Here is a 23,841-nt window from a genome sequence, read left to right on the forward strand (position 1 = left end):
GAGGCAGTGCACCGGCGCATCAGAAGGTTCCTGCGTACAGGCCGCCGTCAGGCAGGATGTTCTGACCCGTCATGTAGCCTGCGTGCGCGCTGCACAGGAAGGCGCAGATGGCGCCGAATTCATCGGGCGTGCCGAAGCGGCGGGCCGGCACCTGGGATTGCTGCACCAGGCGCACGTCGTCCAGGCTCTTGCCGCTCTTGTTGGCGGCGGCCGTGAAGGTGGTGCGCAGGCGATCGGTGTCGAACTTGCCGGGCAGCAGGTTGTTGATGGTCACGCCCTTGGCCGCGATGCCGCTGCGCGCCAGGCCCGCCACAAAGCCCGTGAGGCCGCTGCGCGCGCCATTGGACAGGCCCAGGATGTCGATGGGCGCCTTCACGGCGCTGGAGGTGATGTTGACGATGCGGCCGAATCCGCGCGCCGCCATGCCGTCCACCGTGGCCTTGATCAGCTCGATGGGCGTGAGCATGTTGGCGTCCACGGCCTTGAGCCAGGCCGCGCGGTCCCAGTCGCGGAAATCACCGGGCGGCGGGCCGCCGGCATTGGTGACGACGATGTCGAAATCCACGCCCGGGCCACCGGCTGCCGACAGCACGGCGGCACGGCCTTCCTCGGTGGTGATGTCGGCCGCCACGGCCAGCACCTTCACCTGCGGCGCCAGGGCGGCGAGGCTGGCCGCAGCCTCCTGCAGGGCCTCGGGATTGCGCGCATTGATCACCAGGTTCACGCCCTCTTGCGCCAGCGCCTTGGCACAGCCAAAGCCCAGGCCCTTGCTGGCGCCACATACCAGGGCCCACTTGCCCGCGATTCCCAGATCCATGTCTCACTCCTGAACAAAAAAAGCCTTGCTCGATCCTTGCAGAACGGCAGCGCACATTGTGCGCGAGGCTTCGATGCTTTCACGCCAAACGTGTGAAAACGCGAAAACGCCGGTGCAGGGGAACACAGGCGCAGGGGCGGGGCTGCAGGAGCTCCCTTCAGTGCGTGCCGGACCCGTGCTGGCCACGGAACAATCTGTGGTGCAGCCTGCGCAGCGACCACCATACGCCCAGTGCCACCACGGGAATGGCGACGGCAGCCGTGCTCTCCGGCGACCAGGGCCAGCCCAGCGTCTTGGCGCCCTTGGCCAGATAGCTGATCAGGCCCGTGAAGTAGTAGGTGATGGCGGCCACGGACAGGCCTTCCACCGTGGACTGCAACTTCAACTGCATGTCCTGGCGCTGGTTCATGGCGCCCAGCAACTGCTGGCTGCTTTGCTGCTGCTCGATCTCCACCCGCGTGCGCAGCAGGCTGCTGACGCGCGAGACGCGCTCGGACAGCGCGTTCTGCCGCCGCGCCGCCCATTCGCAGGTGCTGCGCGCCGGCGTCAGGCGCCGGTCCATGAACTCGCGGATGGTCTGTATGCCGTCGATGCGCGATTCCTGGATGTCCTGAATGCGCTTGTCCACCAGTTCGAAATAGGCCGCGCTGGCGGAAAAGCGCGAATGCGTGGTGGCGTATTCGCTCTCCACCTGCCCGGCCAGGCGTGTCAGCCGATCCAGCAGTGCCGGCTCGGCATCGCGGTCGGCAAGACGGATGGAATGGGCCAGGGCCGCAAGATCCCGCTCGGCCGTGGCCAGTACGGCAGCGGCCTGGCGGGCCGCCGGCAGGCCCAGCAGGGCCGCCATGCGGTAGGTCTCGATCTCCAGCAGCCGCTGCACCAGCCGCCCCAGGCGGCGTGGCGACAATGACTCGCCGGCCAGCAGCAGCATGCGCGAGAAGCCATCGGCATGGATGGCGAAGTCGGTGTAGACCTTGCCCGCATCGCCGGCCACGCGCGCACCCACCAGCGTGTCTTCCTGCAGCAGGTGGCGCACCAGATGCGGCTCATTGACCGCCTGCTCCTGCAAGGCCCACAGGTGCAGGCCGCTCAGGCACTGGCCGGGCAAGGCAGCCAGCCAGTCGCGCGGCACGTAGTCGATGGCGGCTTCGGGCTCGCGCACATCGTCCATGCCGGCCTGCGACATGGGCTTGCTGAAGGTCCAGCAGACGAACTCCGTGTGCAGTTCCCAGCGCAGGTGAAAGGCGCCCAGGTCGATCAGCACATGGGTGGTCGCCGCATCGGGCGGCGGCAGGTGGTGGTTGCGCAGCAGGGTGGCCACATGGGCGCGGCTGGCCTCGCGCTGGGCCGCATCGGTGAGCATCACCACATGGGTGATGGCCAGCGGCGCCTGCATCTCCTCGGCGGGGCGGGCGTGGATCTCGTTGTGCAGCAGCACGCGCTGCGGGTGCTGGGATGACAGTAGTGGGGACATCGTGACCTCGAAAGACTGCGCGCTATTGTGCAGTCACGGGCGCGTCGGCTCCCAGGCATCCGGGATCAACAGCTTTCCACCGGCATCGCTTGTTGAGCAAAAAAAAACGGCCCCGAAGGGCCGTCAAGCAACATGGTTGCAACGCTGAGGCGATCAATCCTCTACGAATGCTTCTTCGCGCTTGTTCTTCACTGCAGGCATCAGCACCACCACCAGCAGCACCACGGCGGCGAGCAGCAGGCCGGCCGAGATCGGACGGGTCACGAACACGCTCCAGTCGCCACGCGACAGCAGCAGCGCCCGGCGCAGGTTCTCTTCCATCATCGGGCCCAGGATGAAGCCCAGCAGCAAGGGAGCCGGTTCGGTGCCCAGCTTGTGGAACACATAGCCCACGAAGCCGAAGATACCCACCATCCACACGTCCCAGGTGTTGTTGTTGGTACCGTACACGCCGATCGCGCAGAACAGCACGATGGACGGGAACAGCCAGCGGTAAGGCACGGTCAGCAGCTTGATCCAGATGCCGATCAGCGGCAGGTTCAGCACGATCAGCATCAGGTTGCCGATCCACATCGAGGCGATCAGGCCCCAGAACAGCTCGGGGTTGCTGGTCATCACCTGCGGGCCCGGCTGGATGTTGTGGATGGTCATCGCGCCCACCATCAGCGCCATCACGGCGTTGGGCGGAATGCCCAGCGTCAGCAGCGGGATGAAGGAGGTCTGCGAACCGGCGTTGTTGGCCGACTCGGGGGCGCACACGCCGCGGATGTTGCCTTGGCCGAAGGGGACTTCGCCCGGCTTGAGCTTGGTCTTCTTCTCGATCGTGTAGGCAGCAAAGGCCGACAGCATGGCACCGCCACCGGGCAGGATACCCAGGGCAGAACCCAGGGCCGTGCCGCGCAGCATGGCCGGAATCATGTGCTTGAAGTCTTCCTTCGTGGGCATCAGGCCCGTCACCTTGGCGGCGAACACTTCGCGCTCGTCTTCAGGCTTGGACAGGTTGGCAATGATTTCGCCGTAGCCGAACACACCCATGGCGATCACGACGAAGTCGATACCGTCGGTCAGCTCGGGAATGTCGAAGCTGTAGCGGGCAACACCGGAGTTCACGTCGGTGCCGACCATGCCCAGCAGCAGGCCCAGCACGATCATGGCAATGGCCTTGAGCAGCGAGCCCGAAGCCAGCACCACGGCGCCGATCAGGCCCAGGGTCATCAGCGAGAAGTACTCGGCAGGGCCGAACTTGAAGGCGACTTCCGTCAGCGGAGGCGCGAAGGCGGCCAGGATCACGGTGCCCACGCAACCTGCGAAGAACGAGCCTATGCCTGCGGCAGCGAGAGCGGGTCCCGCTCGCCCCTTTCTTGCCATCTGGTAGCCGTCGATCACGGTCACCACGGACGAGGATTCACCAGGCAGGTTCACCAAAATGGCGGTGGTCGAGCCACCGTACTGCGCACCGTAGTAGATACCGGCCAGCATGATCAGCGCCGCCACCGGAGGCAGGGCGTAGGTTGCTGGCAGCAGCATGGCGATCGTTGCCACGGGGCCGATGCCTGGAAGCACGCCGATGAGCGTACCGAGCAGACAGCCGACGAAGCAGTAGATCAGGTTCTGGAAAGTGAAGGCGACGCCGAAGCCGGTCGCCAGGTTCTGAAAAAGTTCCACGGACGATGCTCCTGCTTAACCGGTGATGAAGCTGGGCCAGACGGGGAACTGAAGATTCAGTGCCCACACGAAGGCCACATAGCTGCCCACAGCAAGGACGGTGGACAGAATTGCCACTTCCTTGAACTTGAAGCTATGACCGCCCAGGCTGGCGATGAACACCAGCGCGTAGATGGCGACGATCAGACCGAACTGGGGAATGCCCAGATTGGGAACGCCGACCAGCAGTACGCCGAACGCGAAGTTCGCAGCCAGAACGAAGAACACTTGCTTCCACGCCCACTTGCCGATCTTGTCACCGCCCGAAGGACCCTTGGTCAGGCCGGTGAAGCAGATGGCCGTGCCCAGAATGGACATCAGCACACCCAGGATCAGCGGGAAATAGCCCGGGCCCATGCGGGCACCGGTGCCGACGGTGTAGTTGGTAGCGCCGATCGCAAAAGCGAGGCCGATAACCAAAAACATCACGCCCGAAAAAAAGTCTTTCTGACTCTTGATTTTCACGAGAATGTCTCCTTACGGAATCACGACCCGGCGATTTTGCGTTCAGAAAAACTGTGTCTGGATGTGGATTCCACCTACAAAGGGCATACCCTCATGTCCTACCCGCATGAATGAAAAAAGGTGCCAGCAGGGGGCACCCGATCCATCCATGGCAAAGGCCTGCGCCAGAGCAGGCACTCACGCTCCAACCCACCAATCGCCTGCCCATCATCCCAGCAAGGGCGTGCTGGCCATGACCTCGTCCAGCGTGGTCACGCCTTCGGCCACGCGCAGGGCACCTGCCAGGCGCAGCGGGCGCATGCCGTCCTGCACGGCCTGGCGGCGCAGCGCATCCATGGAAGGCGAGGTGTGGACCTGCTGCTTGAGCGCCTCGCTCACGGTCAGCAGCTCGTACAGCCCCATGCGCCCGCGAAAGCCCGTCATGCGGCACTCCACGCAGCCCACGGGCTTGTAGGGCTGGTAGCTGCCTGACAGTTTCCAGGGCCGCACGGCCTCGGCCAGCGTGGCGGCCGAGGTCTCCTCGTCGCGCTGCTTGCACTGCGGGCACAACGTGCGCACCAGGCGCTGGGCCAGCACACCGAGCAGCGTGGCATTGATCAGGTAGGGCGGCACGCCCAGCTCCATCAGCCGGCTCACGGCGCTGGGCGCATCGTTGGTGTGCAGCGTGGAGAACACCAGGTGGCCGGTCAGCGCGGCCTGCACGGCCATTTCGGCGGTGGCCAGGTCGCGGATTTCGCCCACCATGATGATGTCCGGGTCCTGGCGCATCAGCGAGCGCAGTCCCTCGGTGAAGCCGAAGTCCAGCTGAGGCTGCACCTGGGTCTGGTTGAAGCTGGGCTCGATCATTTCGATCGGGTCTTCCACGGTGCTGACATTGACCGCCTCCGTGGCCACCCGCTTGAGCGTGGAGTACAGCGTGGTGGTCTTGCCCGAGCCCGTGGGCCCGGTCACGAGGATGATGCCGTGCGGGCGGCGCACCAGTTCGTTCCAGCGCTGGGCGTCATGGCTGGTGAAGCCCAGTGCATCCAGGTCCTTGACCGTGTTGTCGGGATCGAAGATCCGCATCACCAGCTTCTCGCCAAAGGCCGTGGGCAGCGTGGACAGGCGCATTTCCACCTCGTCACCGCGCGGGTTGCGGGTCTTGATGCGGCCATCCTGCGGGCGGCGCTTTTCCACCACGTCCATGCGCCCCAGCAGCTTCACGCGCGAGACCATGGCATTGAGCACGCCCATGGGCACCTGGTAGACCGGGTGGAGCACGCCGTCGATGCGAAAACGGATCACGCCCTGCTCGCGCCGGGGCTCCATGTGGATGTCGCTGGCGCGCTGGTCGAAGGCGTATTGCCACAGCCAGTCCACCACGCGCACCACGCCCTGGTCGTTGGCGTCGAGCTGCTTGCTGCTGTTGCCCAGCTCCACCAGCTGCTCGAAGCTGGCCGCGCTGGCGGCGCCGCCCGCCTTCTCGGCTGCGCGCACCGATTTGGCCAGCGCAAAGAATTCGCCCGTGTAGCGCTTGAGGTCCAGCGGACTGGCCAGCACGCGGCGCACCTTGCGGCGCGCCTGGCGCTCGACCTCGGCCACCCAGTCGTCGATGAAGGGCTCGGCCGTGGCCACCACCACTTCCTGCGGCGATACCTGCACGGGCAGCACCTTGTGGCGCTCGGCATAGCTGGCGCTCATGATTTCGCCGACGCGGCCCGCATCCACGCGCAGCGGATCAATGCGCAGGTAGGCCAGGCCGCTGCGGGTTGCCAGGTACTGGGTCAGCTCCTCGATGTCCAGCGCGCGCCCGTCGCCGGCGCGGGCCATGCCCACGTTGGCCAGCCGGACCAGCGGATGCTGGGTGCTCTCGGCCTGCGAGCAGCGCGCCACGGTGCGCTGGGCCTCTTCGGCCGTGATCACGCCATCGGCCAGCAGCCACTGCACCAGCCTGCGCCAGTCCAGGGGCCCCGAAGGATTGCTTGGAACAACGGCGGGTTTGGGCTGCGTGGTGGAGGTCGGATCGGACATGGCGTTGGGCCGGAAGCTGAACTGCGCCCTATGGTAAGCCTGCCGGCAGCCCTGCCCCGCCAGCCCCGCTCTACCAGGGCGGCTCTATCAGGGCCGTTCTACCAGGGCCGCACGAAGATCTTGGGCCAGCGCGTCGTAGGCAGGTCCCAGCGGGCCTGCACCTGGGCGCTGGCAGCCTGCAGCGCGGCGGGGTCGAGCGCGCGCGGCGTGCGCTGGGCCAGCACCACGGTGTTGCCCTCGCGCGTGGGGCGGAAGGCCCACATGGCCTCTTCGCCAAAGGCTTCGGCCATGCGCGCCAGGCTGCGCTCGTAGCTGGAGGTGCGGCCGAACAGGTTGACGGTCATGATGCCGTCCTCGGTCAGCAGATTGCGGCAGTCGGCATAGAACTCGGCGCTGTCCAGCACGGGCGCGGCCGCATCGTGGTCATAGAGATCAACGGCCAGCGCATCGACCGTGCCCAGCCACTGGCTCTTGCGGATTTCCTGGGCCGCATCGGCCAGCACCACGCGCAGCGTGTCGCTGTCGGGCGGCAGCTTGAACCAGCTGCGGCACACGGCCAGCACCTGCGGGTTCAGCTCGATGGCCGTGGTGCGCATGCGCAGCTTCTTGTGGCAGAACTTGGTGATGGCCGCGGCGCCCAGGCCCAGCTGCATGGCATGGCGGCCGGCCACGCTGGCGGGCTCCATGAACAGCAGCCAGCCCATCATGCGCTGCACGTATTCGAGCTCGATCTCGAACGGCTCGCGTATGCGCATGGAGCCCTGGATCCAGGGCGTGCCCAGGTGCAGGTGGCGCACATCGCCATCGTCGGAGACGCTGACTTCGGGCAGCTCGATGTCTGCGGCGTTGGTGGCGCTGGAGGAAGAGGATGGGGCTGCCTTGGCGGCGCCGCGGGTCTTGCGTATCACGTCGGGAACAGTCAAAAAATCAGAGCAATTGATGGGCAGCCAGCGCCTCGCGCCAGGCCTGGACCTTGCGCGCGAAACTCCAGCTCGCGTTGGCCGGGCTGGTCGATGGCAGCTTCACGGTGGCCAGGCCCAGGGCCTGCGTGCGGCCGGCGTGCTTGTAGCTCTCGCCACCGTTGTGCAGGGCCAGCGCCAGTTGGGGGCAATGCGTGCGCAGCGCCACGAAATCATTCACCTCGGCCGCGCGGATGGCGCTGTCCAGGCTGCCTTCGCGCTCGCAGCTGGCATACACGTCCCACAGGCCCAGGCCGCGGGCCAGCAGCCATTCGCAGCGGCCCGCATAGTCGTCGCGGCCGGGCTGCGGATGCCCGGGCCACAGGGCCTGGAGCAAGGGCCAGAACTGGTTTTGCGGATGGGCATAGTACTGCTGCAATTGCAGCGATCGCAGGCCCGGAAAGCTGCCCAGCACCAGGGCCCGGGTCCGCGCATCGGCCACCGGCGCCAGGCCCTGCCAGCGCGGGGCTCCGGGGGGCGGCAGGTCGGGAACGGTCAAGGACATGGCCGGCATTGTCGCCCAGCGGTCGCCGGGCTGCTGGCAGCGGGCGGCAAGACCGCTCAGGTTCAGGTTCCGCTCAAGCCTGGTTCAGGCCATGGCGGGCAGGCCTCGCAGCGCGGCACGCGCGTTGCGGCCCGTGGCCTCGGCCAGGGCCTGGGGCGTGATGCCGCGCAACTGCGCAATCACGTCCGCAATGCGTGCCAGCTCGGCCGGCGTATTGCGGCCCTGGGCCTGACCCTGGGCACGCTGCCCGGCCGTGGTGTAGAGCCAGTGCGGCGGAATGTCGGGGGCATCGGTTTCCAGCACCAGCGCATCCAGCGGCAGGGCGGCTGCCAGCTCGCGCAGCTTGAGCGCCCGGTCATAGGTCACGGCCCCGCCAAAGCCCAGCTTGAAGCCCAGGTTGATGAAGGCCTGGGCCTGCTGCACGCTGCCGTTGAAGGCATGGGCAATGCCGCCCGCCACAGGCCGCGCGCGCAGGGTCTTGAGCAGCCGGTCGCTGGATTTGCGCACATGCAGGATGACGGGCAGGTCGAACTCGCGCGCCAGCGCGATCTGCTGCTCGTAGAACCAGATCTGCCGGTCCGCATCCAGCCCGGGCACGAAGAAGTCCAGGCCGATCTCGCCCACGGCCACCAGTTGCGCATCGCCGCGCAACCGCGCCAGCGTCTCGCGCAATGCGGCAATGTCCTGCTCGCGGGCATTGGGCGTGTACAGCGGATGGATGCCCAGCGCATAGCTGTCGCCATGGCGCCGCGCCAGCGCCACCACCGTGTCCCAGTGCTCGCGCGCCACGGCCGGAATCACCAGATGCGCAACGCCTGTCTCGGCCGCCTGCGCGCGCACGGCGTCGCGGTCGGCGTCGAATTCGGGAGCATCGAGGTGGCAGTGGGTGTCTATCCAGGCGGGCATGGCCGCATCATGCCACCGGCCCGGGCGGCGCCCGTCCAAGGGGCAGACGAGGCCCGGAGCAAGGGCAAACCCTTGGCTTATTGCGAGTCGGCTCCGTTTGACAAAATCAATACACGAATGGCTTGCGCCTCCATAAAAATACATAAAGTAACACTTACACCCCGCATCGGGCTCCCGCATCACCGGCCGGCATGCTTTGGAGAGAGGAATTCCCATGAAGCGCTCAGCATGGAGTCGAATCCTGGACCTCGGTGGCGCACGCCGCAAGGCGGAGCTTGACGGGCAATTGGCCGCCATACACAAGTCCCAGGCGGTGATCGAGTTCGACCTGCAAGGCCATGTGCTGGCCGCCAACCAGAACTTCCTGGACACCATGGGCTATGAGGAGGACGAGGTCATCGGCCAGCACCACCGCATGTTCGTGGACCACCAGATGAGCGAGTCGCCTGAATACACCGCGTTCTGGCAGCGCCTGGGCAGCGGCATCCACGACGCGGGGCGCTACCGCCGCATTGCCAAGGACGGGCGCGATGTCTGGCTGCAGGCAAGCTACAACCCCATCTTCGATCGCCATGGCAGGCCCTTCAAGGTGGTGAAGTACGCCACCGACATCACCGAGCAGCAGCGCCGCAACGCCGACGCCGAAGGCCAGTTGGCCGCCATCTCCAAGGTGCAGGCCATCATCGAGTTCGACCTGCAGGGCAACATCCTGCATGCCAACCGCCTGTTCCTGCAGGCCATGGGCTACACGCTGGACGAGGTCGTCGGGCGGCACCACAGCATGTTCGTCCAGCCCCATGAACGCCACAGCCCAGAATATGCGCAGTTCTGGCGCAAGCTGGCCAGCGGCCAGCACGATGCGGGCCAGTACCTGCGCATCGGCAAGCACGGCCGCCAGGTCTGGATCGAGGCCAGCTACAACCCCATCCTCGACGCCGACGGCCGGCCCTTCAAGGTGGTCAAGTACGCCCGCGATATCACGCGCCGCTTCACGGCCGCGCAGACCCTGGGCGAGGCCATGCAGGGCCTGAGCGAAAGCGCCGAGCACGCAGGCCAGGCCAACGAACTGGCCCGCCAGGCCTGCCTGGTGGCCGAGCAGGGCGGACGCACGGTGCACGAGGTGATGGGCACCATGGAGTCCATCAGCGCCAGCTCGCGCAAGATCAGCGACATCATCGGCGTGATGGACGGCATCGCCTTCCAGACCAATATCCTCGCGCTCAACGCTGCCGTGGAGGCGGCCCGCGCAGGCGAGCAGGGCCGGGGCTTTGCCGTGGTGGCGGGCGAGGTACGGGCACTGGCACAGAACAGCGCCGCCGCCGCCAAGGAAATCAAGCAGCTCATCCACACCTCGGTGGAGCAGGTGGCACTGGGCGCCAATCAGGTGCGCCAGGCCGGCGGCACCATGCAGGAGATCGTGGACTCCTCCCACCAGGTCACGGCCATCATGGGCGATGTGGTGCAGGCATCCATGGCCCAGTCGGCACGCCTGCGCGAGGTGACGGCAGACCTGACGGCACAGAGCGCGGCCGTCGCGGATGCATCCAGGGAACAGGTGCAGCGCAAGCCGCTGCCGGCATCCATCGTTCCCGCTGCGCCGCAGATCAAGTCGGCCCCGGCAGCGGCCGTGCTTCCCGCAGGCGCTCAGCGCCTGCCGGGCACCTTGCTGCGCATGGCCTGAGGCCAGGCTCAGGCCTGCCGGTCAGGCCAGTTGGCCCTGCACCAGGCGCACCATGCGGTCGCAGCGCGCCGCCAGCTGCTCATCGTGGGTGACCATGACGAAGGCCGTGCCATGGCTGCGCGCCAGCTCCAGCATCAGGCGGAACACGGTGTCGGCCGTGCTGCGGTCCAGGTTGCCGGTGGGCTCGTCGGCCAGCACGCAGGCCGGCTGGGTGACCAGGGCACGGGCAATGGCCACGCGCTGGCGCTCGCCCCCCGACAGTTCGGCCGGACGGTGCAGCATGCGTTCGCCCAGGCCCACGGCCGCCAGCATGCGTGCGGCGCGCTCCATGCACTCGGCCCTGTCGTCGCGGCGTATGCGCAGCGGCATGGCCACGTTGTCCTGGGCGCTGAATTCGGGCAGCAGATGGTGGAACTGGTAGATGAAGCCCAGGTGCCGGTTGCGCAGCGCGCCCTGCTTCTGGGCGCTGAGTTCATGCAGGGGCTCGCCCTTGAGGGTGACGCTGCCGCTGGTGGGGGCGTCCAGCCCGCCCAGCAGGTGCAGCAGCGTGCTCTTGCCCGAGCCCGAGGCGCCGACAATGGCCAGCGTCTCGCCCGCACGCACCTGCAGATCGACACCTGCCAGCACCTGCACGTTGAGCCGTCCTTCGGCAAAGCGCTTGGTCAGGCCGCGCGCATCCAGGACCACGGCGCCCTGTTGGGACACTTCGAAACCGGGCATCACATTCACTTCATTCATAGCGCAGCGCCTCGGCGGGGTTCACGCGGCTAGCGCGCCAGCTGGGATAGATGGTGGCGACAAAGGCCAGGACCAGGGAGATCACGGCGATGGGCATGATGTCGCTGTACTGCGGATCGCTGGGCATCTTGCTGATCAGGTAGATGTCCTTGGGCAGGAAGTTGGCGTGCAGCAGGCGCTCGATGGCCGGCACGATGACATCGATGTTGAAGGCGATGCCCAGGCCCAGCAGCAGGCCCGCAAAGGTGCCGATGACGCCCACCATGGCGCCCTGCACCATGAAGATGCCCATGATGCTGGACGGCGAGGCGCCCAGCGTGCGCAGGATGGCGATGTCGGCGCGCTTGTCGGTCACCGTCATCACCAGCGTGGACACCAGGTTGAACGCAGCCACGGCCACGATGAGCGTGAGGATGATGAACATCATGCGTTTTTCCAGCTGCACGGCCGCGAACCAGGTGCGGTTCTGCTGGGTCCAGTCGCGGATCAGCAGGCGGTCGGTGATGGTGTGGGCCAGCTCCATGGCCACGCGCGGCGCCTCGTGCAGGTCCTTGAGCTTCAGGCGGATGCCAGTCGGCCCTTCCAGGCGGAACAGGCGCTGCGCGTCCTCGTAATGCATCATCACCAGGGCCGAGTCGTATTCGTAGTGACCGGAGTCGAAGGTGCCGACCACATGCATCTGCTTGAGGCGCGGCACCACGCCGGCCGGCGTGACCTGGCCGCCCGGGGCGATCAGCGTGACCATGTCGCCCTGGCGCACGCCCAGCGAGCGCGCCAGCTCCACCCCCAGCACCACATTGAATTCACCAGGCACCAGGCGCTTGAGCACCTCGGCATTGGTGGCGGCCACGTCGGTGACCTCGCCCTCGCGCGCCGGATCGATGCCGCGCACCAGGGTGCCCTTCATGTCCTCGCCACGCGCCAGCAGCGCCTGGGCCGCGACGAACGGGGCGGCGCCCAGCACGTCGGGGTTGGCGCGCGCCTCGCGCATGGTGCGCTCCAGATCGGGCAGCGCCGCGCCCTGGGGCGCGAAGATCTCGATGTGCGAGACCACGCTGAGCATGCGGTCGCGCACTTCCTTCTGGAAGCCGTTCATCACGCTGAGCACGATGATCAGCGCCGCCACACCGAGGGCGATGCCCAGCATGGAGACGCCGGAGATGAACGAGATGAAGCCGTTGCGGCGCGTGGCACGCCCCGCCCGGGTGTAGCGCCAGCCGACGGCCAGTTCGTAGGGAAATTGCATGGGCATGCATTGTGTCATCGCCCACAGGCCCTGCATGGCGGCAGGCTTTGCCGTCGGCGTGTCAGCGCCGGTGCCGTCCGCGGTCCACACGCGGCAGGGCGTCGTAGCGGCCCTCCGCTTCCAGCGTCAGCGCATGGCGCTGCAGCCTGGCCAGCAAGGTATCGAATTGTGCGAGTTCCTCGTCGCTGAGCACGGACACCAGGTCCAGGTGGATCTGGGCCATGCGCGGCAGGATCAGGCCATACATGCGCCGCCCCTCGGCCGTCAGCGACACGGCCACGCGGCGGCGGTCGCCGGGCATGGGGCTGCGCTGCACCCAGCCCTTTTCCTCCAGCCCGCTGAGGGCGCGCGAGGTGCGTGCGCGGTCCAACTGCGCGCGTTCGGCCAGCTCCGACGACAGCAGGCCCTCGTTGGCAGCCACCGTGGCCATCACGCCCCACTCGCGGCGCGTGATGCCGAAATGCGCCTCGCACATGCGCATGGCCACGCCGCCCGCTGCACCGAAGTAGCGGTTGATGCGAAACAGCAGCATCTGCTGGATGGAGGTGGGAGCGGGACGGGTATTCACGGGGAACAGTTGATTAGATCAATTGCTGCGGGGACTTCTACAGTGGCCCCGTCCGGAAAGGAGACAACGGGAGCCACCGTCCGGAGCCGGCCTGGGGATTCTCGCAAAGCCCGGCGCCCCCGCAGCGCAGAAAGTTCGCCACCATGTTTTCCCTGTTCCAAGCCACCCATGCCACCCATGCCTTGCGCAGCCCGCTGCTGCGGGCCGGCCTGGCCCTTCTGCTGGGCCTGGGCTCCGGCGCTGGCGCCCGGGCTGATGCGGCCGCCCATGCCGCGGCCTGGCCCGCCAAACCCGTGCGCATCGTCGTCGCCTTCGCGCCCGCCGGCGCCGCCGACATCCTGGCGCGCAGCCTGGGCGAGGTACTGCAGCGTGAACTCAAACAGCCCTTCGTCGTGGACAACCGGCCCGGCGCGGGCGGCAACATCGGCACCGACAACGCGGCCAAGGCGCCCGGCGACGGCTATACGCTGCTGGTCGGCATCGACACGACCTTCACCGTCAATCCCTTCATCTACAAGAGCATGCCCTTCAAGGGCACGGACCTGCGTCCCGTGATGATGATCGCCTCGCAGGGAATGATGGTGGCCGTCAACCCGCGCACCGGCCTCAGGACCCTGGACCAGTTCATCGCCCAGGGCAAGAGAAGCGGCCTGACGCTGGGCTCGGCCGGCTACGGCACGCCGGGCCACCTGGCCTCGGCCATCCTCACCCATGCCACGGGCGCCAAGGTCAGCCACGTGCCCTACAAGGGCAACGCCCCGGCCAGCACGGCCGTGCTGGCGGGCGAGGTGGACGGCGGCATCATCAGCTCCTCGGCCATGCTGGGCCAGGTGGCGGCCGGCAAGGTCGTGCCGCTGGCCGTGACCACGCGCCAGCGCAACCCGCTGGTGCCCGGCGTGCCCACCGTGGGCGAGCTGGGCCACAAGGACCTGGAGCAGGAAGTGCTGTTCGCCCTGTGGGTGCCTGCCGCCACGCCCGAGCCCCTGGTCGCAAGAATCCAGTCCGCGCTGGAAAAGGCCATGAAGGATCCGGCCCTGCGCGAGCGCATGCGCGCCAACGACCTGTTCTACGAAGGCCTGACCGGCCCGGCCGCCGCCGAACGCATACAGGCGCTGGCCGACCGCTACCGGACCGTGATCCAGTCCACCGGAATGAAGATGGAATGAGCGCCGCCGCTTCCCGCCCACGACCCTGCACAGAGCGCATTTCCATGTCCCGTCCCAATATCCTCTTCATCGTGGCCGACGACCTCGGCTATGCCGACCTCGGCTGCTACGGCGGCCGCGCGGCCGACTTCGGCCCGGTGTCCCCGGTGCTCGACCGCCTGGCCGCCGGCGGCCTCAGGCTCACCCAGGGCTATGCCAACTCGCCCGTGTGCTCTCCCACGCGCTTTGCCCTGGCCACGGCGCGCTACCAGTACCGCCTGCGCGGTGCGGCCGAGGAGCCCATCAACAGCAAGACACGCGGCACGCCGCTGGGCGAGAAGCTGGGCCTGCCGCCGGACATGCCCACCGTCGCCTCCATGCTCAGGGATGCGGGCTACCGCACGGCGCTGATCGGCAAATGGCACCTGGGCTACCCGCCGCACTTCGGCCCGCTGCGCTCGGGCTACGAGGAATACTTCGGCCCCATGTCGGGCGGCGTGGACTACTTCACCCACCTGAGCAGCTCGGGCCAGCACGACCTGTGGGTGGGCGAGGAGGAGCACCATGACGAGGGCTACCTGACCGACCTGCTGTCCCAGCGCAGCGTGGACTTCGTCCACCGCATGGCCCAAGGCGATGCGCCCTTCTTCCTGAGCCTGCACTACACGGCGCCGCACTGGCCCTGGGAAACGCGCGATGACCGCAGCACGGCCGAGGCGCTGGGCGCAGGCATTGCCCACCTGGACGGCGGCAACATCCACCAGTACCGCCGCATGATCCACCACATGGATGAAGGCATAGGCTGGATCGTCGAGGCGCTGCGCACCAACGGGCAGCTGGACAACACCCTCATCGTCTTCACCAGCGACAACGGCGGCGAACGCTTCTCCGACAACTGGCCCCTGGTCGGCGGCAAGATGGACCTGACCGAGGGCGGCATACGCGTGCCCTGGATCGCGCACTGGCCGGCCGTCATCGCTCCGGGCCGCAGCAGCCCCCAGCACTGCATGAGCATGGACTGGTCGGCCACGGTGCTGGATGCCGCCGGCGTGCAGGCGCCAGAGGGCCATGCGCTGGACGGCATCTCGCTGCTGCCTGTGCTGCGCGCCGAAGATGCCGAATTCCCGCGCACCCTGCACTGGCGCATGAAGCACCGCGGCCAACGTGCCCTGCGCGATGGCGACTGGAAGTACCTGCGCGTGGACGGCATCGACTACCTGTTCGACCTTGCCGCCGACGAGCGCGAGCGCGCCAACCAGGCAGTGCGCGCGCCCGAGCGTCTGGCCGCCATGCGCAGCGCCTGGGAAGACTGGAACCAGGGCATGCCGCCCATCCCCGAGGACGCCACGGTCAGCCTGGTCTCTTCGGCCCGGGACATGCCCCAGCGCTGAACCGCGCTCCAAGGGGAAAACCGAAGGCGCCGGCACTGCGGCACCCCATGCCCGACAATAGCGGCCATGCTTTTGACCGCGCCCCTGGTGTCCTCCACCCAAGCCCCGCTGGAGGAAACGACCGAATGGATCATTCCCTATGCCGGCGGTCCGTCCTCGGATGCAGCGGATGACGCTGCCGTCGCGGCCGTCTGGGGCGGACTGGAGCTGCCCCATCTCCAATCCCTGCTGGCGCTGATGCAGCCCGCGCCCGCACAGACCGGCACGGAGATGGATTTTTCTCCCCCCCACGAACGCGCCCTGGCGCGCTCGCTGGGCCTGCCCGATGCGCCGGGCCTGATTGCCTGGGCCGCCTGGCAGGCCGGTGAGACGGCGCAGGCCTGCGCCTATGTCACGCCCTGCCACTGGCACATAGGCGCAGACCAGGTCCACCAGAGCGATCCCGCCACCACGCCCCTCAGCGATGAGGAATCCCGCCAGTTGCTGGCCCTGCTGGCGCCCTGGTTCGCTGACGACGGCATCGTGCTGGAGTACCAGCAGCCGCAGCGCTGGCTGGCGCGCGGTGCGCTGTTCGATGACCTGGCCACGGCCTCCATGGACCGCGTCATCGGCCGCGACGTGCGGCCCTGGCTGCCCGATGCGCAGCAGGCGCGCGCCCTGCACCGCCTGCAAAGCGAGGTGCAGATGCTGCTCTACACCCATGTCTTCAACGACGCCCGCGCCGCCCGCGGCCAGGTGCCCATCAACGCCTTCTGGGTCCACGGCGCCGGGCGCCTGCAGCCCGGCACGGCCACCGGCGCCAAGGCCGCCGTGCAATGCCTGGACGACCTTCACGCCGCAGCCCTGCAGGGCAACCCCGCTGCGTGGCGTGAGGCCTGGAAGGCGCTGGACGCCGGGCTCATCGCCCGCCTGCTGGAGCGCGTGCGCGCAGGCCACCCGCTCACGCTGACGCTGTGCGGCGAACGCCATGCCATCGCATGGAGCAGCCGCCCGCCGCGCTGGCTGGACAGGCTGACGGGCCTTTTCGGCCCCCGCGCCCTGCCCGACCTGGGCCGCATGCTCTGACACATTGCCCATGAAAATCATCCCCCGCGAGATCCCTGCGCAGCAGGCCTCGGCACTGCGCCAGGCCGGCGTCCACCCTCTGCTGGCCCAGCTCTACGCCGCACGCGGCGTGTGTTCCGCCGACGAACTGGACGACACGCCTGCACGCCTGCTGGCCCCCTCCGGCCTGCTGGGCATGGAGGCTGCTGTGCGGCTGCTGGCCGATGCCATAGAACGCGGCCTGCGCCTGTGCATCGTGGCCGACTACGACTGCGACGGCGCCACCGCCTGCGCCGTGGGCTGGCGCGGCCTGCGCATGCTGGGCGCGACCGAGGTCAGCTACCTGGTGCCCGACCGCGTGGTGGACGGCTACGGCCTGACGCCGCCCATCGCACGCCGCGTCAAGGAAACCGGCGCCGAGGTGATGGTCACCGTGGACAACGGCATTGCCAGCGTCGAAGGCGTGGCCGAGGCCAAGGCCCTGGGCCTGCAGGTGGTCGTCACCGACCACCACCTGCCCGGCAACCACCTGCCGCTGGCCGATGCCATCGTCAACCCCAACCAGCCCGGCTGCAGCTTCGAGAGCAAGTCCATGGCCGGTGTCGGCGTGATGTTCTACGTGCTGCTGGCCCTGCGCGCCGAGCTGCGCGCGCGCGGCCGCTTCGACAAGGCCAGCCAGCCCCGGCTGGAGGCCCTGCTGCCCCTGGTTGCCCTGGGCACGGTGGCCGACGTGGTGCGGCTGGACGCCAACAACCGCCGCCTGGTCGCCCTGGGCCTGAAGCAGATCCGCCGTGGCCAGATGCAGCCGGGCCTGCTGGCCCTGTTCGAAGCCGCTGGCCGCAAGGCCTTTGCGGCCACCACGTTCGACTTCGGCTTTGCCCTGGGCCCGCGCATCAATGCCGCAGGCCGGCTGTCCGACATGACCATCGGCATCGAGTGCCTGACCACGGACGATGCGGGCCGCGCCGCCAACCTGGCGCAGATGCTGGACGCCATCAACCGCGAACGCCGCGAACTGGAAGGCGGCATGCGCGAGCAGGCCCTGCTCATGGCCGAAGGCCTGTGCGAGGACGGCATGACGCCGCCGGCCGCCATCAGCGTGTTCGACCCCGACTTCCACGAGGGCGTGGTCGGCATCGTGGCCTCGCGCATCAAGGACCGCATGCACCGGCCCAGCTTCGTCTTCGCCGCCAGCGGCGCGCCGGGGCACGAGCATGAACTCAAGGGCTCGGGCCGCTCCATTCCCGGCTTTCACCTGCGCGACGCGCTGGACCTGGTATCCAAGCGCCACCCCGGCCTGCTGCTGCGCTTTGGCGGCCACGCCATGGCGGCCGGCTGCACCATTGCCGAGGCCGGTTTCGCGGTGTTCGAAAAGGCCCTGGCCCAGGTGGCACAGGAATGGCTGGACGCGGCCACGCTGACGCGCCGCATAGAGACCGACGGACCGCTGGACCCGGATTTCCGCAAGCCCGAAATGGTCGAGCAGCTCAATCTCGCGGTCTGGGGCCAGGGCTTTGCCCCGCCCACCTTCAGCGAGCAACTGGAAGTGTTGTCACAGCGCCTGGTCGGTGAAAAGCACCTGAAACTGCAATTGCGCCATCAGGGCGAAACCGTGGACGGAATCTGGTTCGGCCATACCGACCCGCTGCCGCCATCGGCGTGCATTGCCTTTCGCATGGACATCAATGAATGGCGCGGAGAGCGCAAGGTGCAATTCCTGATCGAGGGAGTGCATTCGGACGCGTCCTAGAGACCTGGGGCGCCATTCACGGCGCCCCTCGGTTAATATCCCCGGTTTTTGCAACAAATTATTGCAAATTCATTCCAGAAAACCGGGGAAATACTCATGACCTCTCGCCTGTGGCCTTGCACGGCCATTGCCATTACCCTGGCCGCCGGCCTTTCCGGCTGCTCCACCACCGAGCAATCGCGCACGCTTGAAACGGCCAAGCCCGCTTCTGCATCCAGCGCCTATCAAGGCCCGCGCAGCCCCATTTCCGTGGGCAAATTCGACAACCGCTCCAGCTTTCAGCGCGGCATTTTCTCGGACGGCGTCGATCGCCTCGGTGGCCAGGCCAGAACCATCTTGGTAACCCATCTGCAGCAAAGCGGCCGATTCAGCGTGCTGGACCGCGACAACATGTCCGAGACCCGCCAGGAAGCGGGCTTCAACAAGCAGGAGCAAGCGATCAAGGGCGCCACCTATGTCGTGACCGGCGACGTGAGCGAGTTCGGCCGCAAGGTGGTCGGGGACCGCCAGTTCTTCGGCGTGCTCGGCCGTGGCAAGGAGCAGGTGGCCTATGCCAAGGTCAGCCTGAACATCGTCCGGGTGCAGACCTCCGAAGTCGTCTATTCGGTGCAGGGTGCGGGCGAATACAGCCTGTCGAACCGCGAAATCGTGGGATTCGGCAGCACGGCCGGCTATGACTCCACGCTCAACGGCAAGGTACTGGATCTGGCCATCCGCGAAGCCGTGGACAAGCTGGCGGCCGGCATTGACAGCGGCGCATGGAAGCCCGCGCAATGAAGCGCCCCATCCATTCGGCAACGGCCCTGGCCGCGCTGGCCATCTGCGCCACGTTGGCCGGCTGCGCTGCGCCGCGCCAGCCGCTGTATGCCTGGAATGACTACCAGCCCCAGGTCTACCAATACCTCAAGGATGACGGCAGTACCGGCGCCGAGGACCAATTGCTCAAGCTGGAAGAAGCCCGCATGAAGGTCCAGGCCGAGGGAAAGGCGCTGCCACCCGGCTACCGCGCCCATATGGCCATGCTCTATTCCCGGACCGGCAACAACGAAAAGACGGTGGAGCAATTGGCCGAGGAAAAACAGCATTTCCCCGAGTCCGCCACCTTCATGGACACGCTGCTGCAAACCTTCACGGCCCGCAAGAATTGACATGCGCCTGACCGATCACATCAAGACCCTGGCTCTTGCCATGACCGTGGCGCTGACCGGGTGCGCCACCACCGCGCCCTATGACTATTCGGCGCTGCGGGCATCCAAGCCTGCCTCCATCCTGGTCATGCCTGCGCTGAACCAGTCCCCGGAAGTGAATGCACCGGCGGGCGTGCTGTCCCAGATCACGCTGCCACTGGCCGAGGCCGGCTACTACGTTCTGCCCGTGGCGGTCACCGAGGAAATGTTCCGCCAGAACGGCATCGTCAGCGCCGACGACGCCCAGGAACTGCCCGTAGCCAAGCTCCGTGAAATCTTTGGCGCCGATGCGGCCCTGTACCTGAACATCCGCAACTACGGCACCAGCTATGCGGTGATCAGCAGCGCCTCGGTGGTCACGCTGGAGGCCAGGCTGGTGGACCTGCGCACCGGCACCCAGCTGTGGGATGGCAGTGCCACGGCCTCCAGCGCCGAAGGACAAAGCTCAGGCGGCGGACTGGTCGGCATCCTGGTGACGGCACTGCTCAACCAGATCCTGGACACCATGAACGACCGCAGCGTGCAGATCGCCTCCATCGCCAACCAGCGCCTGCTGTCGCCCATGGCGCAGCGCGGACTGCTGCCAGGCCCGCGCTCGCCCGACTACGGCAAGCCGCGCAACTGACGAAGGCCTGCAGGCCGGCGCTGACTTGCACGCCGGCCTGCATCCCCGCTCCTCCCGGTCAGAAGGTCTCCCAGTCGTCGTCCGCCCCGGCCTTGGCCGCTGTCCTGGCGGGGGCCTTCGCCACGGGCTGCTGGATCTTCTGGGGCGCCGGTGCATTGCGCACGGCAGGCGCTGGACGTGCGGGTGCCGCAGGCGCAGGGCGCACCGCAGCAGTTGCACCGGTTGCCCCGATAGATGCCGGCCGGCGTGCCGCTGCGGTGGCCGGCACGTGTGCCCTGGCCGGCGCCAGTGCGCTGCCCTCCTGCCCCAGCTTGAACACCGCCACCACCTCGGACAGGCGCCGCGCCTGGTCCTGCATGGCCAGCGCAGCCGCGCTGGATTCCTCGACCAGGGCCGCGTTCTGCTGGGTCATCTGGTCGAGCTGGGTCACGGCCTGGTTGACCTGGCCGATGCCGTCGCGCTGCTCGGTGGACGAGGCCGTGATCTCGCCGATGAGGTCGCTGACGCGGCGCACGCTGGAGACGATTTCCTCCATGGAACGCCCCGCCTGCTCCACCTGCTTGGAGCCCGACTGCACGTTGTCCACGCTGGTGGTGATAAGCAGCTTGATTTCCTTGGCCGCCTCGGCGCTGCGCTGGGCCAGTGAGCGCACCTCGCCCGCCACCACGGCAAAGCCACGGCCCTGCTCGCCAGCGCGGGCCGCTTCCACGGCGGCGTTCAGCGCCAGGATATTGGTCTGGAAGGCAATGCCGTCGATCACGCCGATGATGTCGGCGATCTTGCGGCTGCTGTCCGTGATCTGCTGCATGCTGGTGACCACCTGGGCCACCACGGCACCGCCCTGCTCGGCCGCCTGTGCGGCCGTGGCCGCCAGCTGGTTGGCCTGGCGCGCCGTGTCGGCCGACTGGGTGACGGTGGCCGTCAGCTCTTCCATGCTGGCCGCAGTCTCCTCCAGGTTGGCCGCTGTCTGCTCGGTGCGCGAGGACAGGTCCTGGTTGCCGCTGGCGATCTGGTTGGAGGCCGTGGACACGGACTCCACGCCAGAGCGCACTTCGCCCACCACGCCGCGCAGCCGCTGCGCCATGCCGTTGAGTGCGCCCAGCAGATGGCCCAGCTCATCGCCCCGGTTGCTTTGCACCGAGCCCGTGAGGTCGCCTGCGGCAATGCCGTCGGCCAGGGCCACGGCCTGGTCCAGCGGCCGCGTGATCGACCGCATGATGGCCACCCCCATGAACAGGCCCAGGGCCACGATGACCGCACTGGCCAGCGCACCGATCCAGTACGCCTGGCGCCGATGGGCCACGCCTTCCTCGCGCGCCAGCTCGCTTTGGCGCTCCAGTTGCTGCACGAAGGCTTCCTGCGCGCTGTTGTAGCGCTCGGCCGCCGGGCGCAGCTGCTTTTCAACGATGTCGAACGTGGTGGCGAAATCGCTGGCCTTGCGCGCCTCCTGGGCCGCCGAGTTGGCCTTGAGCGTCTCGCGGCGCTCGGCTGCCACGGCCTCCAGCGCCTGCTTGGACTGCGTGCCCAGCTGCAGGTCGCCCAACTGCTTTTGCAGCACGTTGATGCGCTCTATGCCCTTGCTCATCAACGCGCGCTGCTGCGCGGCCAGCGTCTCATCGGGCGACATGGCCGCGACGATGGAGCGCTCCACGCTCATCTGCGTCAGATGCCGCCACTCGCGCGCCAGCGTGGCGCCGCTTTGCGCGGTCATCACATCGGTGTTGATCTTCTCGTTGACCCCGTGCAGATAGACCAGGATGCCGCCGTTGACCACCAGCATGCTCACCAGCAGTCCCAGCACCAGGGCCCACAGCTTCTGGGCGACCGTGATTTGATTCAGATTCATGGAAAAACCGATCTTTTTTATAACAATGCCGGAGCCAGGCCATGGCGCCCCTGCCGCCCATCGCTCCGGAAACCATTCTTGTCCACCCTTGACGGCGCCTGGCTGATCATCGTCATGCATCCGTCACTATTGAGGCCTGTTAACCCGCACTCAGGGAAGTCCCCCAGCCGCACTGCCCGGCTCGGAAAAGCACCGACACCTACAATGGACCGGTGCCCAAGTCCTATCTGAACGCCGATCTGCATAGCCACTCCGTGGTCTCGGATGGAACGCTGACGCCGGAGCAACTGGCCGAACGCGCCGCCTCCCGGGGGGTGCAGCTGTGGGCGCTGACCGACCATGACGAAGTCGGCGGCCAGCACCGCGCCGCCGCAGCCGCGCGCGCCTGCGGCATGGACTACCTGACGGGCGCCGAGATCTCGGTGAGCTTTGCAGGTGCCACCGTGCACATCGTGGGACTGGGCTTTGACGCGGACGACCCCGCCCTGCTCGAAGGGCTGCACGCCACGCGCGACGGACGCGGCCCGCGCGCCCGCGAGATGGCCCGCCAGCTGGAGCTGGCCGGCATCGAAGGCAGCTACGAAGGCGCGCTGCGCTTCGCCGGCAATCCCGGCCTGATCTCACGCACCCATTTCGCACGCTTTCTCGTGGAATCCGGCCGCTGCCGCGACACGGGCGAGGTGTTCCGCCACTACCTGACCGAAGGCCATCCCGGCTACGTGCCCCACACATGGGCCCGCCTGGCCGATGCCGTGCGCTGGATCACGCAGGCCGGCGGTGTGGCGGTGATTGCCCATCCGGCCCGCTACGCGCTCACCGCCAACGAGGAGTACGCGCTGTTTTCCGAGTTCAAGGCACATGGCGGGCAGGGCGTCGAGGTCGTCACCGGCAGCCACCGGCCCAGCGAATACACCATCTATGCCGACATGGCGCGCGAATTCGGCCTGGCCGCATCGCGCGGCAGCGACTTCCACAGCCCCGAGGAATCGCACACCGATCTGGGCGACCTGCCCTACCTGCCGGGCCAGCTGACGCCGGTATGGGAACTGCTGAGCGAGCGCATACAGCTGGCCTGAGCTCCTCCCGCCAACAACGCACACCATGGTCCTACGCTTCGAAGCCCACCCCGACAATCCCCAGCCCCGTCTCATCAAGCAGGCCGCCGACATGCTGCGCCAGGGCGCCATCCTGGCCATTCCCACGGATTCCAGCTACGCGCTGGTCTGCCATCTGGACGACCGCCCTGCGGTGGAGCGGCTTCGCCGCATCCGGCAGATCAACGACAAGCACCACCTCACGCTGCTGTGCCGCGACCTGTCGGAGCTGTCCAGCTATGCGCGCGTGGACAACCGCCAGTACCGCCTGCTCAAGCTGGCCACGCCGGGGCCGTATACCTTCATCCTGGAAGCCTCCAAGGAAGTGCCCAAGCGCCTGAGCCATCCCTCGCGCAAGACCATCGGCCTGCGCGTGCCGGACCGCAAGGGCACGCAGCTGCTGCTGGAGCAACTGGGCGAGCCTCTGATCGCCACCACGCTGATCCCGCCGGGCGAGACCGAGGCCCTGCACGACGCGGACGCCATCCTGGAGCGCTTTCCCCACGAGCTTGACGCCATCGTCGATGCAGGCGCCTGCCCTTCGGAGCCGACCACCGTGATCGACCTGGTTCCCATGGCCCTGGGCAATCCGCCGACCGTGGTGCGCCAGGGAAGGGGCAGCCTGGACGCCCTGGGCCTTGAGATGGCCTGATGAAGATGGCCCGAGCAGGGGCCATGCTCCGCAC

22 protein-coding genes are annotated in these 23,841 nt (G+C 67.6%); 10 read left to right on the forward strand and 12 right to left on the reverse strand.

What is annotated here, in order from left to right:
- Window positions 1–19 precede the first annotated feature (19 nt).
- The 8 genes from A4F85_RS25455 to A4F85_RS25490 all read right to left on the reverse strand — a co-directional run bounded on the left by A4F85_RS25455 (window position 20) and on the right by A4F85_RS25490 (window position 8,840).
- Window positions 20–817 (reverse strand): SDR family oxidoreductase, encoded by a 798-nt coding sequence (locus A4F85_RS25455; protein WP_013800893.1) that lies wholly within the window; start codon window positions 815–817, stop codon window positions 20–22.
- A 157-nt stretch (window positions 818–974) separates the two neighbouring features.
- Window positions 975–2,291: a DUF3422 family protein gene (locus tag A4F85_RS25460; protein ID WP_013800892.1), complete on the reverse strand. Its 1,317-nt coding sequence runs from the start codon at window positions 2,289–2,291 to the stop codon at window positions 975–977.
- A 153-nt stretch (window positions 2,292–2,444) separates the two neighbouring features.
- The gene (locus tag A4F85_RS25465) at window positions 2,445–3,956 is read right to left on the reverse strand and encodes a tripartite tricarboxylate transporter permease (protein WP_012207191.1); all 1,512 of its coding nucleotides are present in this window, start codon (window positions 3,954–3,956) and stop codon (window positions 2,445–2,447) included.
- A 15-nt stretch (window positions 3,957–3,971) separates the two neighbouring features.
- Window positions 3,972–4,460, reverse strand: a complete 489-nt coding sequence (locus A4F85_RS25470) for a tripartite tricarboxylate transporter TctB family protein (protein ID WP_013800891.1) — start codon at window positions 4,458–4,460, stop codon at window positions 3,972–3,974.
- Between the two features lie 207 nt (window positions 4,461–4,667).
- Window positions 4,668–6,470: a GspE/PulE family protein gene (locus tag A4F85_RS25475; RefSeq protein WP_063328194.1), complete on the reverse strand. Its 1,803-nt coding sequence runs from the start codon at window positions 6,468–6,470 to the stop codon at window positions 4,668–4,670.
- Window positions 6,471–6,568: 98 nt separating this feature from the next.
- Window positions 6,569–7,378 carry a hypothetical protein gene (locus A4F85_RS25480; protein WP_063328195.1) on the reverse strand — a complete coding sequence of 270 codons (810 nt, stop codon included), beginning with the start codon at window positions 7,376–7,378 and terminating at the stop codon, window positions 6,569–6,571.
- 19 nt (window positions 7,379–7,397) lie between these two features.
- Entirely contained in the window at window positions 7,398–7,943 is a 546-nt protein-coding gene (locus A4F85_RS25485; protein WP_043825020.1) for a DNA-deoxyinosine glycosylase, read from the reverse strand.
- A gap of 75 nt (window positions 7,944–8,018) precedes the next feature.
- Window positions 8,019–8,840: a TatD family hydrolase gene (locus A4F85_RS25490; protein ID WP_063328595.1), complete on the reverse strand. Its 822-nt coding sequence runs from the start codon at window positions 8,838–8,840 to the stop codon at window positions 8,019–8,021.
- A gap of 214 nt (window positions 8,841–9,054) precedes the next feature.
- On the opposite strand from A4F85_RS25490, the gene A4F85_RS25495 reads away from it, so the two are divergent.
- Window positions 9,055–10,521 carry a methyl-accepting chemotaxis protein gene (locus tag A4F85_RS25495; RefSeq protein WP_063328196.1) on the forward strand — a complete coding sequence of 489 codons (1,467 nt, stop codon included), beginning with the start codon at window positions 9,055–9,057 and terminating at the stop codon, window positions 10,519–10,521.
- A gap of 21 nt (window positions 10,522–10,542) precedes the next feature.
- Here A4F85_RS25495 and lolD read toward each other — a convergent pair whose 3' ends face one another.
- The 3 genes from lolD to A4F85_RS25510 all read right to left on the reverse strand — a co-directional run bounded on the left by lolD (window position 10,543) and on the right by A4F85_RS25510 (window position 13,037).
- Window positions 10,543–11,259: a lipoprotein-releasing ABC transporter ATP-binding protein LolD gene (gene lolD / locus A4F85_RS25500; protein WP_013800885.1), complete on the reverse strand. Its 717-nt coding sequence runs from the start codon at window positions 11,257–11,259 to the stop codon at window positions 10,543–10,545.
- On the reverse strand, window positions 11,252–12,505 hold the full coding sequence (locus tag A4F85_RS25505; RefSeq protein ID WP_063328596.1) for a lipoprotein-releasing ABC transporter permease subunit: 1,254 nt from the start codon (window positions 12,503–12,505) through the stop codon (window positions 11,252–11,254). The genes lolD and A4F85_RS25505 overlap by 8 nt, the downstream gene beginning before the upstream one ends.
- Window positions 12,506–12,566: 61 nt before the next feature.
- Window positions 12,567–13,037, reverse strand: coding sequence for a MarR family winged helix-turn-helix transcriptional regulator (locus A4F85_RS25510; protein ID WP_034396824.1), 471 nt, complete (start codon window positions 13,035–13,037; stop codon window positions 12,567–12,569).
- A 179-nt stretch (window positions 13,038–13,216) separates the two neighbouring features.
- On the opposite strand from A4F85_RS25510, the gene A4F85_RS25515 reads away from it, so the two are divergent.
- From A4F85_RS25515 to A4F85_RS25545, 7 genes are all read left to right on the forward strand, one after another.
- Window positions 13,217–14,239 (forward strand): tripartite tricarboxylate transporter substrate binding protein, encoded by a 1,023-nt coding sequence (locus tag A4F85_RS25515; RefSeq protein ID WP_063328197.1) that lies wholly within the window; start codon window positions 13,217–13,219, stop codon window positions 14,237–14,239.
- Window positions 14,240–14,283: 44 nt separating this feature from the next.
- Window positions 14,284–15,609 (forward strand): sulfatase family protein, encoded by a 1,326-nt coding sequence (locus A4F85_RS25520; RefSeq protein WP_063328198.1) that lies wholly within the window; start codon window positions 14,284–14,286, stop codon window positions 15,607–15,609.
- Between the two features lie 66 nt (window positions 15,610–15,675).
- On the forward strand, window positions 15,676–16,674 hold the full coding sequence (locus A4F85_RS25525; protein ID WP_063328199.1) for a hypothetical protein: 999 nt from the start codon (window positions 15,676–15,678) through the stop codon (window positions 16,672–16,674).
- Window positions 16,675–16,684: 10 nt separating this feature from the next.
- Complete coding sequence (recJ, locus tag A4F85_RS25530; RefSeq protein ID WP_043825009.1) at window positions 16,685–18,403, forward strand: single-stranded-DNA-specific exonuclease RecJ; 1,719 nt, start codon at window positions 16,685–16,687, stop codon at window positions 18,401–18,403.
- A gap of 96 nt (window positions 18,404–18,499) precedes the next feature.
- Entirely contained in the window at window positions 18,500–19,180 is a 681-nt protein-coding gene (locus A4F85_RS25535) for a CsgG/HfaB family protein (protein ID WP_013800879.1), read from the forward strand.
- The gene (locus A4F85_RS25540) at window positions 19,177–19,551 is read left to right on the forward strand and encodes a DUF4810 domain-containing protein (protein ID WP_063328200.1); all 375 of its coding nucleotides are present in this window, start codon (window positions 19,177–19,179) and stop codon (window positions 19,549–19,551) included. The genes A4F85_RS25535 and A4F85_RS25540 overlap by 4 nt, the downstream gene beginning before the upstream one ends.
- A 1-nt stretch (window position 19,552) precedes the next feature.
- Window positions 19,553–20,215, forward strand: coding sequence for a DUF799 domain-containing protein (locus A4F85_RS25545; protein WP_013800877.1), 663 nt, complete (start codon window positions 19,553–19,555; stop codon window positions 20,213–20,215).
- Window positions 20,216–20,273: 58 nt separating this feature from the next.
- Here A4F85_RS25545 and A4F85_RS25550 read toward each other — a convergent pair whose 3' ends face one another.
- A complete protein-coding gene (locus tag A4F85_RS25550) occupies window positions 20,274–22,061 on the reverse strand; it encodes a methyl-accepting chemotaxis protein (RefSeq protein WP_063328201.1) in 1,788 nt (595 codons plus the stop codon).
- 212 nt (window positions 22,062–22,273) lie between these two features.
- Here A4F85_RS25550 and A4F85_RS25555 point away from each other — a divergent pair, with 212 nt between their 5' ends.
- Together A4F85_RS25555 and A4F85_RS25560 are read left to right on the forward strand one after the other, a co-directional pair.
- Window positions 22,274–23,137 (forward strand): 3',5'-nucleoside bisphosphate phosphatase, encoded by an 864-nt coding sequence (locus A4F85_RS25555; RefSeq protein ID WP_013800875.1) that lies wholly within the window; start codon window positions 22,274–22,276, stop codon window positions 23,135–23,137.
- Window positions 23,138–23,162: 25 nt separating this feature from the next.
- The gene (locus A4F85_RS25560; protein WP_012207210.1) at window positions 23,163–23,807 is read left to right on the forward strand and encodes an L-threonylcarbamoyladenylate synthase; all 645 of its coding nucleotides are present in this window, start codon (window positions 23,163–23,165) and stop codon (window positions 23,805–23,807) included.
- Window positions 23,808–23,841: the final 34 nt, after the last annotated feature.

The organism is Delftia sp. GW456-R20 (genome assembly GCF_001622915.1).
GTDB classification, from domain to species: domain Bacteria; phylum Pseudomonadota; class Gammaproteobacteria; order Burkholderiales; family Burkholderiaceae_C; genus Comamonas; species Comamonas acidovorans.